Here is a 17,810-nt window from a genome sequence, read left to right on the forward strand (position 1 = left end):
CGGCACTTAAACTGCGCCCTTTCTTTTTTGACGCCGCTTCGCCATGCATTCGATATCTCGCCAGCGCCCCGCCACCGAATCCCGGCTGGCATGGCTTCGCGCAGGTCGGTCCATCTTGGCGACCGCTGCGTTGGTGGGGTTCGGTGCCGGTCCGGCAGGTGCTGCACCGCAGGCTTTCCCGGTCCTCGTCGATGCCGCCTTCTCGAAACCGGCGGCTGGCCACATCGCTTCGGCCGACACTTTGCAGGCGTTCCTGCGCCAGCTCCACCGCAACCGGCACGAAAACCGGTTCTGCTTCGTGCAGGAGCGGCTGCCCCCTGACGCCGCGCATCCCACAGAGCGCGACACGATCTGGATGGTGTGGACCACGGGGGCCAGGATTTACACCTTCACAAACTACCCTGGCGGGTCGCGCGAAGATCCCAACAGCGAGGCCGCAGGGCTGGCGCACTCCAACCCCGTCCATTGGAAGACCGACGTCGTGGCCGACGAGGACGCGGTGGGCGGCAGCACTTACCTCGTGACCCGGGTCTGGGTAGACCGCATCCGGCAGGCGTGCCGGCGCATGGGCGTCGCCGTCCGGGTGTCGCGTTTCCCAGCGGTCGTGCGGTAGCGCTGGCGACCCAGGCAGGCATACCCCGATCCTGGCCGGGCCGCGGCGAGCGCCAGTGCCACTGGATGCTTTACAAACGGGCGTTCGCCCCCACCTCCGGTAGATTGCCGCGCCAGGAGAGACGGAGCGGCTCCTTGACCGTCCGCAGGCCGGGACGGCGGCCCTGCTCCGGCGCCTGGCGCACCACGCCAACCCATAACTTTCCCCCCTCTGGAGAAAAACCCCCATGCTGAATTTCGACTTCCACAACCCCACGCACATCGCCTTCGGAAAAGGCCGCATCGCCGACCTGGACCGGCTGGTGCCGGCACAGGCCAAGGTGCTGATCCTGGTGGGCGGCGCCAGCGCCGAGAAGACCGGCACGCTGGCCGAAGTGCGGGCGGCGCTGGGGGCCCGGCAGCACGCCACGTTCGCGGGCATCGAGCCCAATCCGAGCTATGAAACCTCGATGAACGCCGTGGCGCAGATCCGCGAGGGTGGGTTCGACTTCCTGCTGGCGGTGGGCGGCGGCTCGGTGATCGATGCGGTGAAGTTCATCGCCGCGGCCGTGCCGTTCGAGGCCGGCGACCCGTGGGCCATCCTGGAAAAGCGCGGCGGCAACGTGGCCCGCGCGCTGCCGTTCGGCGCGGTGCTCACCCTGCCCGCCACGGGCTCCGAGATGAACAACGGCGGCGTGATCACGCACCGCGCCAAGGGCTCCAAGCTGGCCTTCGGCAGCCCGCACACCTATCCGGTGTTCTCGGTGCTCGACCCCACCAAGACCTACACGCTGCCGCCGCAGCAACTGGCCAACGGCGTGGTCGATGCCTTCGTGCACACGGTGGAGCAGTACCTCACCTACCCCGTCAACGGCGCGGTGCAGGACCGCTTCGCCGAGGGCATTTTGCAGACGCTGATCGAGATCGGGCCGCGCATCCTGGCCGCGCCCGAGCCGGTATACGACGACCGCGCCAACCTGATGTGGACGGCCACGCTGGCACTCAACGGCCTGATCGGCGCGGGCGTGCCGCAGGACTGGGCCACGCACATGATCGGCCACGAGATCACCGCGCTGCACGGCATCGACCATGCGCGCACGCTGGCCGTGGTGCTGCCGTCCCTGCTGCAGGCGCAGCGCGGTGCCAAGCGCGCCAAGCTGCTGCAGTACGGCGAGCGCGTGTGGGGCATTCGCACCGGCACCGAGGACGAGCGCATCGACGCGGCCATCGCCGCCACGCGCGATTTCTTCGAGCGCATGGGCATTCCCACCCGGCTGTCGGCCTACGGCGTGGGCGCGGACAGCGTGGCCACGCTGGTGGCGCAACTGGAGGCGCACGGCATGGTGCGGCTGGGCGAGCACCGCGACGTGACGCCCGAGGTGAGCCGCCGCGTGCTCGAAGCGGCGCTCTGAACGGGCCCGGCAAGGCCCTGCCGACCCGCGGAGCGCGCGCCATAGGCGGCGGGCCACCGTTTGCGCCCGCGCCCGTTCTTCGCGGGCCCCCCTTCCATTCGGCGGTGCCGGCCCCATCTGGGGGCAGGCGCTTTCGCTGGCGCTTCTCCTCTTTTTCTGATCTCCTTTTGAAAGCACCGCCATGGCAAAGAAAATCCTGATGGTCCTCACCTCCCACGACCAGCTGGGCGACACCGGCAAGAAGACGGGCTTCTGGCTCGAAGAGTTCGCCGCGCCCTACTACGTGTTCAAGGACGCAGGCGCCGAGATCACGCTGGCCTCGCCCCAGGGCGGGCAGCCTCCGCTGGACCCCAAGAGCGACGAGCCCGATGCGCAGACCGATGCCACGCGCCGCTTCAAGGCCGATACCGAGGCGCGCAAGCACCTGGCCAGCACGCTGCCGCTGTCCGGCATCAACCCCGACGACTTCGACGCCGTGTTCTACCCCGGCGGCCACGGCCCGCTGTGGGACCTGGCGGAAGACGCCCATTCCATCGCGCTGATCGAAAACACGTTCGCCGACCGCAAGCCCCTGGCTCTGGTGTGCCACGCGCCCGGCGTGCTGCGTCACACCAAGACGGTGGGCGGCCAGCCGCTCGTGCAGGGCCGCAAGGTGACCGGCTTCACCAACACCGAGGAAGAGGGCGTGCAGCTCACCAAGATCGTGCCCTTCCTGGTGGAGGACATGCTGAAGGAGCGCGGCGGCCAGTACGCCAAGGGCCCCGACTGGGCGCCTTTCGTGCTGACCGACGGCCTGCTGGTGACGGGGCAGAACCCCGCATCGTCCGAGCCGGCGGCGCACGCGTTGCTCAAGCTGCTGGGCTGAGGCGGACACGGCAAAAGGCCGGGCTTTCGAATCAGCCTGGCCTTTTGCTTTCGAGCCGAAACTTGCTCGGCTCGAATTGAATACGGCGAGAAGATTGCAGGAAAGTCACGCGACTATTCCGTCAATTTGTCTTCCTCTTTGAGGGGGGATTTTCTAACTTTCCGCACTGCGGATATATGATCGCGGCCATTTCAACGTAACGGCCCAGTACGCGGGCCCGTCACCATGACCCGCCGAGTCACGATCCAAACGCCCCTGGGAGAGCAATTGCAGTTCCGGCAATTGCAGGGCAAGGAAGCCATCAGCCAGTTGTTCTGCCTCGACCTGGACCTGCTCTGCGACAGCAAAAGCATCGACCCGAAGGCGCTGCTGGGCAAGAACGCCACGGTCGTGATGGAAACGCAAGGCGGCGGCCGGCGCTACCTGGACGGCATCGTCACCCGCTTCGGCATGCAGGGCGAGGACCATCGCTCCTACTCCTACCGCCTGCGCCTGCAGCCCTGGCTGTGGCTGGCCACCCGCAAGAGCGACTTCCGGATCTTCCAGAACAAGACCGTGCCCGACATCATCGAAGAGGTGCTCGGCAAATACGGCCACCCCCTGCAAAAGCGGCTCACGCGGGCATATCGCAGCTGGGATTACTGCGTGCAGTACGGCGAGACCGACTGCGCCTTCGTCTCGCGCCTCATGGAACATGAAGGCATCTACTACTTCCACCAGCACAGCGCCGGCCAGCACATCCTGACCCTGGCCGACGACATCGTCGCCTCGCACAGCCCGCTCGCGGGCGCCGCCGTCATCCCGTTTTACCCGCCCGAGAAGGCCGCCGTCGCCGACAAAGAGAACATCCACGCCTGGGAGCTGCACCAGAGCATCCACTCCGGGCGGCACTACAACGACGACTACGACTTCAAGAAGCCGCGCGCGGACCTGTCCAACATGCGCCAGACCCCGCCGGGGCACGCGCACGACGCCCACGAAGTCTACGAATGGCCGGGCGGCTACACCCAGTTCGGCGACGGCGAGGCCTATGCCCGCGTGCGCCTGCAATCGAGCCTCACCGGCCAAAGCACCGTGCGGGGCCAGTCGCGCCACCGGGCGCTGGCCCCGGGCTACACCTTCACGCTGGAGAACTACCCCCGCGAAGACCAGAACCAGCAGTACCTGCTGACCGGCCTCGAATACCACTTCAAGGAAAACCCCCGGGTCAGCGCCGCCGCGCCCGGCCCCAAGGGCACGCCGCAGGAAGAAGGGTCCTTCCAGAAGTTCACCCTGCAAGCCCAGCCCACCAGCTTGCCCTACACGCCTGAGCGCACCACGCGCAAGCCGCGCACCACCGGCCCGCAGACCGCCGTGGTCGTCGGCCCGCCCGGTGAGGAGATCTGGCCCGACCAGTACGGCCGCGTCAAGGTGCAATTCCACTGGGACCGCATCGGAGCGATGAACGAGAACTCCAGTTGCTGGGTGCGTGTATCGAGTAGCTGGGCAGGGTCGGGCTTCGGGGCCGTCTTCATTCCGCGCATCGGGCACGAAGTGGTGGTGGACTTTCTCAACGGTGATCCGGACTACCCGATCATTACCGGCAGCGTTTACAACGCCGACAACATGCCGCCGTGGGCCCTGCCTGGCAACGCCACGCAATCAGGAATCAAGACCAAATCCAGCAAGGGCGGGGCGTTCGGCGACGGATTGAAGAACGGCGCGGGCGATGCCAACGCCATCCGCTTCGAGGACAAGGCCGGGGCCGAGCAATTGTGGCTGCATGCGCAAAAGGACCAGCTCACCGAAGTGGAGAACGACGAGGACAAGTGGGTCGGTAACGACCGGCGCAAGACCGTGGACCGGGACGAGACCAACGTCATCCACCGCGACCGCACCGAGACCGTGGACCGCAACGAAAAGATCACCGTGCACGGCTGGCGCACCGAGGAAGTCGATGGCGACGAGACCATCACCGTCCATTCCAACCGCACCGAGCGGGTGGACCACGACGAGACGATCAGCATCGGCGACAACCGAAGCGAAGACGTCGGCATCGACGAGACGGTGCGCATCGGCAAGAACCGCAGCAAGACCATCGGCAAGAACGAGAAAGACCAGATCGGCAGCAACTGGACCATCCAGGTCGGGAAGATGAAAACCGAGACCGTGGGCATGGTGGCCCTGCAGAACGTCGGCATGGCCAAGATGATGAACATCGGCATGGCCTACAGCGTGAACGTCGGCATGGTGCGCAACGACCTGGTGGGCATGCACTGGAGCCGCAGCGTGGGCAAGGACGACAGCGTGAGCGTGGGCGGGGACCGCAGCGCGCAGGTGACGGGCGGCGACAGCCTGCAGGTGGGCAAGGCGCTGGCCGTGAAGGCGCAGCAGATCACGCTGGAGGCGGACCAGGAGATCACCCTGCGCTGCGGGGCCAGCACCGTGCGGCTCACGCCGGCGCTGATCGAAGTGCTGTCCAGCCTGGACAAGCTCAACTGCTGAGGCGGGCCGGCGGGGGCTGCCCTGCATGGCCTTCGCGCGCTGGCGCGGCCCCAAACCCGATGCGATGGCCAGAAGCCCCGAGGCGATTGGCGCAAAGACCTTACCTCTCCCCCTTGCCTGAACCCGGCAAACGATCCCAAGAAAGAGCGACAGCATGAGTGGCAAACCAGCGGCACGGCAAAGCGACATGACCCAAAAGGGTGGGCCGATCGTTCAGGGCTCGGCCACCGTGCTGATCGGCTCGGCGGGGGGCGTGGCGTGCTCCGTGTGCCCGGGCGGCATGGCGGTGGGCAGCCCCGTCAACCCGGCGCTGGGGGCCAAGGTGCTGATGGGCGGGGACGAACTGGACTTCAGCCTGCCCGGGCCGATGCCGCTCGTGTGGCAGCGCCAGTACAGCAGCTACGTCAACGAAGAGCACGGGGCGACCTGCGGGCTGCTGGGCTACGGCTGGAAGCTGCCCATGGAGATCGCCGTGCGGCTGGAGGCAGGGCGCACCGTGCTGCTGGACACCGGGGGGCGGGCCATCACCTTCGGCGAGCCGCTGGCGCCCGGCGAAGCGCTGTACAGCGCCAGCGAGGACCTGTGGCTGATGCGAGGTGGCGGTGCAGGCAGCGCGTTGCCTGCCGGCGCGCCTGCCTCGCGCATCCCTAGCGAACTGCAGCCCTGGGCCTGGCAGCCGCGCTGGGCCCACGTGCCCCAAGAGGCCCGGGCCGACGCGCGGTGCGTGATCGCCGCCTCGGGCAACGGCGGCGCCGTGTGGCTGCTGTGGCCGGGGGAGGACGGGCACCACCGCGTGGGCCGGGTGCTGGACCGCTTCGGGCGCAGCCAGCACTACGGATACGACGAGCACGGGCGGCTGGCCGGCATCACCGACGGCAGCGGGCGGCGCTATGCGCTGCACTACAACCGGGAGCGGGAGGGTGCCGCCGCCGCGGCCCCAACCACCGCCACCGCCACCGCCCACCCGCTGCTCGGCCCGGACAGCGGCGAGCGCCTGACCGGCGTGGACTGCGTGCACAACCCGCTGGATGCGGCCTGCACCGGCCCGGGCTACCGGGTGGCGCTGGTGCGCTACCGCTACGACAGCGCGGGCGACCTGGTGGAGGTGCTGGGTCGGGACGGCCAGCGCACGCGCGAGTTCGGCTACGACCGGGTGCACCGCATGGTGCGCCACCGGGTGCGCAGCGGACCGCTGCACACCTACGTCTATGAAGACCAGGGCGTGGCCATGCCCCGGCCCGGCGCCCGCGTGGTGGAGCAGCACAACGAGCAGGGACTGTCGTACCTCTTCGAATACCGCGATCCCCCCGCCATCCCTCCCGCCACCCCGGCTGCGATCGGCCAGTCCGAGACGGACCCCGCCACCCCGGACCCCGACACCCCGCAGCCCGTGTTGCAGCCCGTGCCGGTGAGCGAAGTGCGCGTGCGCGACAGCCTGAACCGGCTCACCCGCTACCACTTCGAAGGCGCGGGCGGAGACAAGCGCCTGGTGCGCCTCGTGCTGCCCGATGGCGCCGAGCAGCGCGACCGCTACGACAGCGCGGGCCGGCGCGTGGCGCGCACCGATCCGCTGGGGCGCACCACCTGGTGGCGCTACGACGGCGCCGGGCGGCTGCTGGGCACGCAGCACCCCGACGGGCGCAGCACCCGCTATCGCTGGGGCGAGGCGGGCTCGGCGCAGGACGGCCTGCTGCTGCAGAGCGTGGGCCTGGGGGCGCTGCCAACCCACATGGACTACGACGCCTGGGGCCGGCTGCGGCAGGTGACCGTGGGCGATCCCCAGGGCCTGGATGCCCCGGCCCTGGCCACCCGCTTCGAATACGCCCCCCTGACCGCCGAGGGCGCCATCGACCCCGCCACCCGGCCCTGGTGCGACCAGCCCGTGGCCGTCATCGACGCGCAGGGCGGGCGCAAGGAACTGGCCTACAACGGCTGCGGGCAGCTCACGCGCCACACCGACTGCTCGGGCCGGGTGCATGCCTGGCACTACGGCGCCTTTGGCGAAGTGCGCGAGAGCATCGATGCCCTGAACCAGCGCACGCGCTACCAGTACGACGGCGCGGGCCGGCCCACCCGCGTCATGGCGCCCGACGGCTCGCAAGTGCAATACCGCTGGGGCCCCAATGGCGAGCTGCAGGCGGCCACGCACGGCGCCCAGCCTGTAGGGGATGGCACCACCACCACCGTCACCACCTCCGTCACCTACGGCCATGACCTGTGGGGCCGCGTCATCGCGCAAACCCAGGCCGGCCAGGGATTCGCGCTGCGCTACGACGTGGCGGGCCGCCTGGTGGAACTCATCAACGAGAACCAGGCCGTCACCCGCTTCGTGCACGACGTGCAGGACCGGCTGGTGCAAGAGGTGGGATTCGACGGGCGTGTGCAAGCCTATGGCTACGACGCTGCCGGGCAGCTCGTGCACCAGCGTGACGGGCACGGCGCAGGCCACCATCCCGGCGTGCAAGGCGCTGCCGCGCAAGGGCTGGGCGCCACCGTGCGCAGCCGCTCGCACTACGACGACGGCGGGCGCATCGTGGCGCGCGTCCTCGTGCGATCGGCGGGTCTGCAGAGCGATGAGCCGGACGAGACCCTGCAGATCCACGCCTACGAACACGACCGCCACGGCGCCCTTGCCGCCGCCCGCACCTGGACCGCCCACCTGCCCTGGAGCCAGGCGCAAGCCAAAGCCCATAGCCTGGGCGAGCAATGGCTGGACGTGCCCGCCCCGCTGCTGCAAGCCCTGCTGGCCCTGGGCGCAACCTCTACCGGAGAGCCCGATCCGGCCCTGGCCGAAGCTGCGCAGCGCCTGCAGGCGCAGCGCCTCATCGCCGACACCCGCGTGGCCCTGGAGCGCGACCCCTTCGGCCGGGCCACGGGCGAGGCGCAGACCCTGTACCGGCAGGCGCCTGCCACGCCCCACCTGGGGGGCGAGCCGGAGCCCGAATTCGAACACCGCATCGCGCACCGCCTGGGCGCGCTCGGGCAGCGGCTGGGCAGCCAACTGCAGGGCCTGGGCGAGCTGGACTGGCTGGCCTACGGCTCGGGCCACGTGCACGGGCTGCTGCTGGACAAGACCCCGGTGCTGGCCATCGAGCGCGATGCCCTGCACCGCGAGGTTGCACGCACCTTGCAACTGGACAGCGGCGCGGAAAGGGTCCATGCCGCAGTCATCCAGACCCGGCGCCTGGACCCCATGGGGCGGCTGCTGCAGCAAGACTGGCAAGGGCTGCCCCGGACAACGGCAACAGGAGCGGCGCAGGCATCGGGCCCGCTGGGGACCCTGTCCGTGCGCCGCTACACCTACGACGCGCTGGGCCAGCTGGTGGGCGTGCAGACCCCGTTGGATGCCACGCGCTACCACTACGACGTGCACCAGCGCCTGACCGGCGTGGCGCATGCGGTCGCCGAAGGCGTGCAGCAGCGGCGCTGGCGGCTCGATCCGGCCGGCAACCGGCTACCCGACCGCTTGGGCCAAGACGCGGCCCCTGGGGCGGACCGCCAGGACTGGGCGAGCCAAGTGCAGCAGAACCTGCACGACCCGGGCTTCGATCTGCTGGCGCCGCCGGGCAGCGCGCAAGGCCGCCCGGGCGGGCCGGTGGATCAGTGGCCGGGCAACCGCATCGGCTGGAGCGGTGGAAAGGGCAGTGGCACAGAAGAAGAAACCATTCAATACCGCTACGACGCCTTCGGCAACCGGGTGCAGGCCAGGCACGCGGATGGCCGCACGCTGCGGCTGGAGTACGACGCGCTGCACCAGTTGACGGCGGTATCCGAACAGGCACGGGGCGACAAGGGCTTTACACCCATCGCGCGCTACCGCTACGACGCCTTCGGGCGGCGCCTGGGCAAGACCGTGGTGCGCGAAGGGCGGGAGGACACCACCCACTACGGCTGGGACGCCGACCGGCTGGTGCACACGCAGGATGGGCAAGGCATCCGGCACACGGTCTATGAGCCGGCCAGCTTCGTGCCGCTGCTGCAGTTGCAGCGCAGGCAAGGGGCCAAGGATGCGATGCAGACGCTGATGGACCTGGGGGCGGAGCCGGGCGAAGGCACCACGGAGGCGGCGGACAGCTTCGCGGGCATGCCCAGAATGCAGCGGGAGATGGTGCAGGCGGCGCTGCAGAGCGTGCTGGATGCGGCCACGGGTGCGAAGGCGCTGGCAAGGGCGCAGGCGCACATGCCAGCAGAGCTGGCGCAACTCATGGCGGCCAGCGTGAGCCAACTGAAGGATGAGAGACAAGCGCAAGCGAAAGACAACCCGCTGACCATCCGGCACTACCTGTGCGACCACCTGGGCACGCCGATCGGGCTGGTGGATGGCAACGGAGAGAAGGCGGGGCAAGTGACCTGGGCGGCCAGCTACGGCGCCTGGGGAGACGTGCAGGAGGAATACAACCCGCACCGGATCGAGCAGAACATCCGGTTCCAGGGCCAGCAGATCGATGCCGAGACCGGGCTGCATTACAACCGCTTCCGGTACTACGACCCTCACCTGGGGCAGTACATCACGCAGGATCCCATTGGGCTAGATGGGGGAGTTAATAAATATATTTACCCCCTTAATCCAATAATTTATGTAGATCCTCTGGGTTTGACAGAGACGACCACTCCTGAACTGGCCAATCAAGATGGACGTGCCAGCGGAGTTAATAAAGTAATAGGAATAAAAAAAGGTGGGGAAAAAATAAATAATGGCGCTAAAAAAATGGAAGGCGCTAACAAAAAAGATATGGATGTTTATGATTGCATCATGAGTGGTCCTGCTTGCAGTAAGAGTTCTGCTGAGATGGAAGATATGAGAGAATCAGCAAGGAAAGAAAGAATTCAAGGTATGAAAGATATCGGGCAAGGTTCGGTTGATGTCTATAAGTCAACGCCAGGAACGTTGGGTAATGGCATTCCTGGTGGGAGAATTCCAAAACCATGAAAAAATTATTTATTTCATTTTTTACGGCAGTTTCTGTTGTGGCGTTTGCACAAGCTGATGCCCCTGCGAGGAATTCAATTGTAAAAATTAATGGCCATGAATTTATTCTGCCTACAGGATGTGTTCAGATTGATGGCAAACGTTATCGGTTTAGATGTTTGCTCTCGACGGGAGAGGATGTTGCATTGGGTGTGGATGAAGGGCCAAATTTCGAAAAAATAATAAAATCTCCAAATGATAAGGAGGGGGTTTTAGATAGGGTTGTGCAGGAAACGTCCTATGGATATTATGTGAAATACCTTTCTCGAAAGAATGGAAATCAATATAATTTTATATATTTAAAAGATAAAGAAATTACTGTTTTTGGTGGGGATGTGGCATTGGTCTACTATTTTTCTATGCTTATTAATAATGTCAAAATTGATAATTAAAGATGGCGTGATCAAGTGTGGAAATGGGCTTGCCATACTTTAAAAAAGAAACCTGCTCAGAGAGCGCAGCACATCGGCCGTTAGCTAGGATGCATCCGGCACTACCTGTGCGACCACCTGGGCACGCCGATCGGGCTGGTGGATGGCAATGGGGAGAAGGCGGGGCAAGTGACGTGGGCGGCCAGCTATGGCGCCTGGGGCGAGGTGCGGGAGGAATACAACCCGTACCGGATCGAGCAGAACATCCGGTTCCAGGGGCAGCAGCTGGATGCCGAGACGGGGCTGCATTACAACCGCTTCCGGTACTACGACCCCAATATTGGGCAGTACATTACGCAAGATCCCATTGGGCTTAATGGCGGGATTAATAAATCAAGCTATCCAGTCAATCCGATGAATTGGGTAGATCCGATGGGGCTTGCGGAGGAAGGAGGCGGCTTGTTGTCGAAAATCTACGGTTGGTGGGACAAGGGGAGCAAGGCAAAAGATGGTATTGATGCAGGAAAATTGTCATTGGAGAACAGAAAGTTAGAAAAGGAATTGGCACGTCTGAGAGATGAATTGCTAATGTGTTTGGCAAAATCGCCTACATGCCAAACCGCAGAGATGGAAAAAATTGAGAACAGAATAGATGAAGTCAGCAAGAAAATTTTAAACAATACTGGAGAAATCACGAAAATAATGATGGAAACTCCTGGGGCTTCTGCCGGAGGTCCGGTGCATATTCCAGGTCTGTAATTATGAAAACAAAGCATCTATTATTTTTAGGATTGCTGGCTCTTTTGGCGACGGTATTCCTTCTGTTTTTTTATCTCAAAAGCCATTCAGGAATTGAATCTATGATACCGAGTGGTCGATGCGTTAAATCCGCTTATAGTGATGACGATAGGAAAGATCGCGTTTCAGTAAACTGCCAAGACTATAATGGAGAGGTATATACAATCATTCTTAGCAAAATTGACGATAAAAGGGATTCAGATAACGTTCTGGCAAATTTAAAAAATGGCGAAAAGATTGGGGAATTTTTCTGCTCTAATTTTGGAAATCCTCGCAGCAAAAGCAGTGAAAATAAAATAAATCAACTACAAGCCTGCTTTTCGGAAAAGCATTCAATATTTATTGTTTCTACAAGTCGAGACGCAGTTTTATTTTTCATAAATCAGCTCAAGGACTGATTTCGATAGCGATGTGATCTCAAAGGTTTGGTGTTCCAAACCCGCCATTGCCCTAGTTGCTATTGGCTCTTTTGCTATGAATTATGTAGCGGATTGATTTGCGTTTGATCCATGAGTGAACCTCTCAAAACCCCAATTCCTGCTAATCGACGCCCATATAAATCAACGAGTTACAACGCTAAAACTTGCGAATTCGGAGGTTTTGAGAGGTTTCCTAGGGTGGCTGCTAAGAAAAGGCCTGATAAAGAAGATGAGTCATGGGATATGTGGCATAAAAACTTTTTAATCCTGCCATAGAATATCGAAGATGAAATATTTCTTTATGGCTAATTCAATATCGGCATTTTTTGTGTCGATATTGTTTGTTGTATCAATAGATCGTCATTACAGGGGTCTTTATTTTATTGTGGGGCCGCTCGTTTTTCTGGTTTCTTTGTGTCTTATGTCTCTTTTTTTTGCCATTGATTTTAGGTATTTATAAAAAATTTGGCTGTTTTAATTCATTTTTATGCGCCTTTTTCCTTGGCGTAATTGTGATCTTTGGCTTTCTCTATTTTGTTTTAGGTACTACGCCGGCACTTGATAGAATTTCCATTTTTTATGGGGTGGCTGGCGGCTGCGCTGCAACCCTTTCTCTAATTGTCAATTTGCTTTTTAAAAAATGGCTCGTGCACAAACGTCAAAGCTGAGGTCTGGCATTTGAGATGTTGGCGCTATGGTATTAATGAGGCAGGCCACGTCGTGATCAATGGATCGCCAATAGCGGCTATCGATGCATCTTGCAATAAAGACTCCGCCGAATCTAATGTCGGTAAAAATTCTATTGTGGAAATTTATTGACTCAAGAGAATTTGAAATTGATAAGCAAAGCGCCTTTCCAAGCTCTTCCGGCATATTCGAAATGGATCTCGCGCGCGTGTTGGATTCCATTCGCCGTTCTGGGCTTGGGCATCCTCGTGTTCTTTCTGTCGATGGTCGCATCGGCCTTTCAGGAACTGCTGCCCAAATGGGTGGCCGCCCATGATTATTTGCCCAAGGCGATGGCCTATCTGCTGCTGGGCGCCCACGTCCTTCTGACTTCGGGCTTGGCTTTTCTCGTCTTCATCCTGTTTTTCATCAAAAACAAGCAGCCGCGGCACGGGTTTTATGTGGGGATGTTTTTTCTCCTTTATTTTCCCTTGCGGGTGTTTTTCATCTTTATGGTGATGCCGCTTTTCCCGCTGTGGTTGGCCCTGGAATGCGGAGAAATCTGGGTACTGAAAAAGATCTATCGCAAATTCCCGCAGCGGCCGGCACCCCCCTGACGAGAATCGGCCATCGCAGCGACGCTTGCCGCTGTGATCGGCCGAGTCGGCGGCGCCCTCACTGCGGCAGGATGCCCGGCAGCAGCGGCCGGTCCAGCCGCTGGCGCCACCATTTGAGCGCCTCGCCCATGTGATCGGGTTTCCAGGCGAGCCAGAAGGTCTCGTCGGGGCGGGGTTCCTCCACCGGCAGCTCCACCAGCACCCCCGTCTCCAGCTCCACCCGGATGCACGCGCGCGGCAGGAAGCCGTGGCCCAGGCCCGCCGCCTGGCAGGCGATCTTGGCCTGCATCGACGGCACGGTGATGCGGCGCTGGCCCGACTGCAGGCCCACGGTGCGGTCGGTGAGCGACCGCGCGCCGTCGCCCACCACCACGGCGGTGTGGTCCAGCAGGTCGCTGCGGGTGATCGGGCGCTGCAGCTGCGCCAGCGGGTGCGTGGCCGTCACGCAGAACACGAACGCCAGGCTGCCCACGGCCACGGCCTTGTAGCCGCCGCCGGCCGGGCCTTCGCCCGCCGCCACGACGATGTCGGCGCGGCCGTCGCGCAGCGCCTCCCAGGTGCCTGTGAGCGCCTCGCAGCCGATGCGCAGGCGCGTGCCGCAGTGCAGGTCCTCGAAGGCGCAGATGTCCTGGTTGAACGCGCTGGTGGGGATGAGCGAGTCGTGCACCAGCCGCAGCTCCGATTCGAACCCCGTGGCGATCTGCCGCATGCGCGATTCGAGCTGGTGCGCTGCCGTGAGCAGCCAGCGGCCTTCCTTGAGCATCTCCTGCCCCGCGGGCGTGAGCGCCACGCGCGGGCCGTTGCGGGTGAAGAGGGCGATGCCGAGTTGTTCCTCCAGTTTGCCGATGGCATAGGAGATGGTGGACGGCACCTTGTGCAGGCGCTCGGAGGCGCCGGCGAACGAGCCGTGGCGGGCGATGGCGTCCACCAGTTCGATGGCTTCGAGGGTGAGTTTCAGCATGGGGCAGGCCGTGGGATTGAATCATCGAAATTATCGATGATGGACGGCCAAACCTTTCAACCTGCGCCCCATCACGGCGCGGGATACTTTCTTCACCGCAGCACTGAAGCCCAATGAAATCGAGGCGATTTCAGCGACAGGCCCCCAGTGTGAATTTCATCGAAGAAACCGAAAGGAAACGCACCATGCTCGACATCCGCAAAGCCCACCAACGCGGCAACGCCAACCACGGCTGGCTGCATTCGCACCACACCTTCTCGTTCGGCCATTACCGCGATGCCAACCAGCAAGGTTTTTCGGACCTGCTGGTCATCAACGACGACCGCGTGGCGCCGGGCAAGGGCTTCGGCACGCACCCCCACCGCGACATGGAAATCTTCTCCTATGTGCTGGAAGGCGCGCTGGAGCACCAGGATTCGATGGGCACCGGCTCGGTCATCCGCCCCGGCGACGTGCAGATGATGAGCGCCGGCACCGGCGTGCGCCACAGCGAGTTCAACCACTCGGCCGACGAGCCCGTGCATTTCCTGCAGATCTGGATCGTGCCCGGCGTGACCGGCGCCACGCCCCGCTACCAGCAGGTGCACTTCAGCGAGGCCGAAAAGCGCGGCCGGCTGCGGCTGATCATCTCGCCCGAGGGGGCCGACGGCTCGCTGGCCGTGCACCAGGACGCCCGGGTGCATGCCGGCCTGTTCGACGGCGACGAGGCCGCCGAGCTGGACGTGGGCCCCGGCCGCAACGTGTATGTGCACGTGGCCCGCGGCAGCCTGGAGGTGAACGGCGAGCGCCTGTCCGAAGGCGACGGCGCCCGCATCCGCGACGCTGGCGCCCTGCGCTTTGCCAGGGGCGAAGGCGCCGAGGTGCTGGTGTTCGACCTGCGCCCCAACGAGCTGCCCGCCATGCCGCACTGACCGGTGAGGGGCGGCGGCACCGCCGCCCCGCCTGCCTTCTTTCTTGTCTTTCGATTCCCCGCTTTTTTGTTTTCTCTCCTCCATTCACTCGATCAACCCAGGAGTTTTGCCATGACCGCCACCGCCACCCGCATCAACGCCGCCGCCAAGCCCGTCGCCACCGCCACGCCCGGCGCCACGCTGCTGAACCCGCAGGACCACACGCTGGTGATGATCGACTTCCAGTCGCAGATGGCCTTCGCCACGCATTCGATCGATGCGATCACGCTGCGCTCCAACGCCGGCCTGGTGGCCAGCGCGGCGGCGGGCTTCGGCGTGTCCACGATCCTGACCACCGTGGCAGAAAAGAGCTTCAGTGGCCCGATGTTCGAGGAGGTGACCGCGCCGTTCCCCGGCCAGGCGCTGCTGGACCGCACGTCGATGAACACCTGGGAAGACGAGGCCGTGATCCGCCGCATCAACGAGATCGGCAAGCCGCGCATCGTGCTGGCGGGCCTGTGGACCAGCGTGTGCATCGTGGGCCCGGCGCTGTCGGCGCTCGACCAGGGCTTCGAGGTGTACGTGATCGCCGATGCGAGCGGCGACATCTCCACCGAGGCCCACCACCGCGCCATGGAGCGCATGGTGCAGGCGGGTGCGCGGCCCATCACGGCGCTGCAGTATCTGCTGGAGCTGCAACGCGACTGGGCGCGCACGGACACGTACGACATGACGACCGGCATCGCCAGAAAGTTCGGTGGCGGCTACGGCCTGGGCATCACCTATGCCAAGGCCATGTTCAACGCCCACGAGGGTTGAAAAGAGCGCACCCTTCGCGTTGCCGATCCCCCAAGGAGCCTGCCCATGACCCCGCCCACCACCCCCGACTTGATCCTGCACAACGGCCGCTTCACCACGCTGGACCGCGCCAACCCCACGGCCAGTGCCGTGGCCATCGCGCAGGGGCGCTTCACCCGCGTCGGCAGCGACCGCGAGGTGCTGGCGCTGGCCGGGCCGGGCACGCGGCGCATCGACTTGAACGGCCGCAGCGCGCTGCCGGGCCTGATCGACAACCACCTGCACATCATCCGCGGCGGGCTCAACTTCAACATGGAGCTGCGCTGGGACGGCGTGAAGAGCCTGGCCGATGCCATGGGCATGCTGCGGCGCCAGGTGGCGGTCACGCCCGCGCCGCAGTGGGTGCGCGTGGTGGGCGGTTTCACCGAACACCAGTTCGCGGAGAAGCGCCTGCCCACCATCGCCGAACTGAACGCCGTGGCGCCGGACACGCCGGTGTTCATCCTGCACCTGTACGACCGCGCGCTGCTGAACGCCGCCGCGTTGCGCGCCGTGGGCTACACGCGCGACACGCCCGCGCCGCCCGGCGGCGAGATCGTGCGCGATGCGGCCGGCAACCCCACCGGGCTGCTGCTGGCCAAGCCCAATGCGGCCATCCTCTACGCCACGCTGGCCAAGGGCCCCAAGCTGCCGCATGCATACCAGGTGAACTCCACGCGCCACTTCATGCGCGAGCTGAACCGCCTGGGCGTGACGGGCGCCATCGATGCGGGCGGCGGCTTCCAAAGCTACCCCGACGACTACCAGGTGATGCAGGAACTGGCCGATGCCGATCAGCTCACCATCCGCCTGGCCTACAACCTGTTCACGCAAAAGCCGAAGCAGGAAAAGGAAGACTTCCTGAACTGGACGGCCACGTCGCAATACAAGCAGGGCACGGACTACTTTCGCCACAACGGCGCGGGCGAGATGCTGGTGTTCTCAGCCGCCGATTTCGAAGACTTCCGCCAGCCGCGCCCCGACATGGCGCCCGAGATGGAGGACGACCTCGAAGGCGTGGTGCGCATCCTGGCGCAGAACCGCTGGCCCTGGCGCATGCATGCCACCTACGACGAGACCATCGAGCGCGCGCTCGACGTGTTCGAGAAGGTCGATCGCGACACGCCCCTGGCCGGCCTGAACTGGTTCTTCGACCATGCCGAGACCATCTCGGAAAAGTCCATCGACCGCATCGCCGCTTTGGGCGGCGGGGTGGCCGTGCAGCACCGCATGGCCTACCAGGGCGAGTACTTCGTCGAGCGCTACGGCGCCGGCGCGGCCGAGGCCACGCCACCCGTCAAGCGCATGCTGGAGAAGGGCGTCAAGGTCTCGGCCGGCACCGATGCCACGCGCGTGGCCAGCTACAACCCGTGGGTGTCGCTGTCGTGGCTCATCACGGGCAAGACCGTGGGCGGCCTGCAGATCACGCCGCAGCGCAACTGCCTGGACCGCGAAGCGGCGCTGCGGCTGTGGACCGAGAACGTCACCTGGTTCAGCAACGAAGAAGGCAAGAAGGGCCGCATCCAGGCCGGCCAGCTGGCCGACCTGACCGTGCCCGACCGCGACTTCTTCGCCTGCCCCGAATCCGACATCGCCGACACCACGGCGCTGCTCACGGTGGTGGGCGGCAAGGTGGTGTACGGCGCCGGTGATTTCGCCCGCTTCGACGACGCGGCACCGCCGCCCGCCATGCCCGACTGGTCGCCCGTGCGCACCTTCGGCGGCTATGCCGGCTGGGGCACGCAGGAGGGCGCGCCGCTGCAGGCCGTGGTGCGCCGCGCGGCCGCCGCGTGCGCCTGCGCCAACGATTGCAACGTGCACGGCCACCAGCACGCCACGGCCTGGAGCAGCCGGCTGCCCATTGCCGACCTGAAGGGCTTCTGGGGCGCCCTGGGCTGCGCCTGCTGGGCGGTGTGACCGTGGCGAACGG

General features: G+C 64.2%; 12 protein-coding genes and 1 pseudogene. 12 read left to right on the forward strand and 1 reads right to left on the reverse strand.

Annotated features, from left to right (window positions below; genetic code table 11):
• Positions 1-43 precede the first annotated feature (43 nt).
• From M5C96_RS02755 to M5C96_RS02795, 9 genes and pseudogenes are all read left to right on the forward strand, one after another.
• The gene (locus M5C96_RS02755; RefSeq protein ID WP_272566976.1) at positions 44-613 is read left to right on the forward strand and encodes a hypothetical protein; all 570 of its coding nucleotides are present in this window, start codon (positions 44-46) and stop codon (positions 611-613) included.
• Positions 614-839: 226 nt separating this feature from the next.
• Complete coding sequence (locus M5C96_RS02760) at positions 840-2,003, forward strand: iron-containing alcohol dehydrogenase (protein ID WP_272566977.1); 1,164 nt, start codon at positions 840-842, stop codon at positions 2,001-2,003.
• 181 nt (positions 2,004-2,184) lie between these two features.
• Positions 2,185-2,868 carry a type 1 glutamine amidotransferase domain-containing protein gene (locus tag M5C96_RS02765; RefSeq protein WP_272566979.1) on the forward strand — a complete coding sequence of 228 codons (684 nt, stop codon included), beginning with the start codon at positions 2,185-2,187 and terminating at the stop codon, positions 2,866-2,868.
• Positions 2,869-3,093: 225 nt separating this feature from the next.
• A complete protein-coding gene (locus M5C96_RS02770) occupies positions 3,094-5,352 on the forward strand; it encodes a type VI secretion system Vgr family protein (RefSeq protein WP_272566981.1) in 2,259 nt (752 codons plus the stop codon).
• Between the two features lie 154 nt (positions 5,353-5,506).
• Positions 5,507-10,282, forward strand: a complete 4,776-nt coding sequence (locus tag M5C96_RS02775) for an RHS repeat-associated core domain-containing protein (RefSeq protein WP_272566983.1) — start codon at positions 5,507-5,509, stop codon at positions 10,280-10,282.
• Positions 10,279-10,713, forward strand: a complete 435-nt coding sequence (locus tag M5C96_RS02780; protein WP_272566984.1) for a hypothetical protein — start codon at positions 10,279-10,281, stop codon at positions 10,711-10,713. Before M5C96_RS02775 ends, M5C96_RS02780 begins: the two co-directional genes overlap by 4 nt.
• A 93-nt stretch (positions 10,714-10,806) precedes the next feature.
• A pseudogene (locus M5C96_RS02785) lies at positions 10,807-11,451 on the forward strand (RHS repeat domain-containing protein); the annotation flags it as partial.
• A gap of 2 nt (positions 11,452-11,453) precedes the next feature.
• Positions 11,454-11,888 (forward strand): hypothetical protein, encoded by a 435-nt coding sequence (locus M5C96_RS02790; protein ID WP_272566986.1) that lies wholly within the window; start codon positions 11,454-11,456, stop codon positions 11,886-11,888.
• An 836-nt stretch (positions 11,889-12,724) separates the two neighbouring features.
• Positions 12,725-13,192, forward strand: a complete 468-nt coding sequence (locus tag M5C96_RS02795) for a hypothetical protein (protein ID WP_272566987.1) — start codon at positions 12,725-12,727, stop codon at positions 13,190-13,192.
• A gap of 58 nt (positions 13,193-13,250) precedes the next feature.
• On the opposite strand, the gene M5C96_RS02800 is transcribed toward M5C96_RS02795, so the two are convergent.
• The gene (locus M5C96_RS02800; protein WP_272566988.1) at positions 13,251-14,153 is read right to left on the reverse strand and encodes a LysR family transcriptional regulator; all 903 of its coding nucleotides are present in this window, start codon (positions 14,151-14,153) and stop codon (positions 13,251-13,253) included.
• A gap of 185 nt (positions 14,154-14,338) precedes the next feature.
• Here M5C96_RS02800 and M5C96_RS02805 point away from each other — a divergent pair, with 185 nt between their 5' ends.
• The 3 genes from M5C96_RS02805 (at position 14,339) to M5C96_RS02815 (ending at position 17,797) form a co-directional block, all read left to right on the forward strand.
• Positions 14,339-15,064, forward strand: a complete 726-nt coding sequence (locus M5C96_RS02805; RefSeq protein WP_272566989.1) for a pirin family protein — start codon at positions 14,339-14,341, stop codon at positions 15,062-15,064.
• A gap of 111 nt (positions 15,065-15,175) precedes the next feature.
• Entirely contained in the window at positions 15,176-15,862 is a 687-nt protein-coding gene (locus tag M5C96_RS02810) for a hydrolase (RefSeq protein ID WP_272566992.1), read from the forward strand.
• Positions 15,863-15,907: 45 nt separating this feature from the next.
• Positions 15,908-17,797 (forward strand): amidohydrolase, encoded by a 1,890-nt coding sequence (locus tag M5C96_RS02815; RefSeq protein WP_272566993.1) that lies wholly within the window; start codon positions 15,908-15,910, stop codon positions 17,795-17,797.
• Positions 17,798-17,810 lie beyond the last annotated feature (13 nt).

The organism is Acidovorax sp. GBBC 1281 (assembly GCF_028473645.1).
Taxonomy (GTDB): domain Bacteria; phylum Pseudomonadota; class Gammaproteobacteria; order Burkholderiales; family Burkholderiaceae_C; genus Paracidovorax.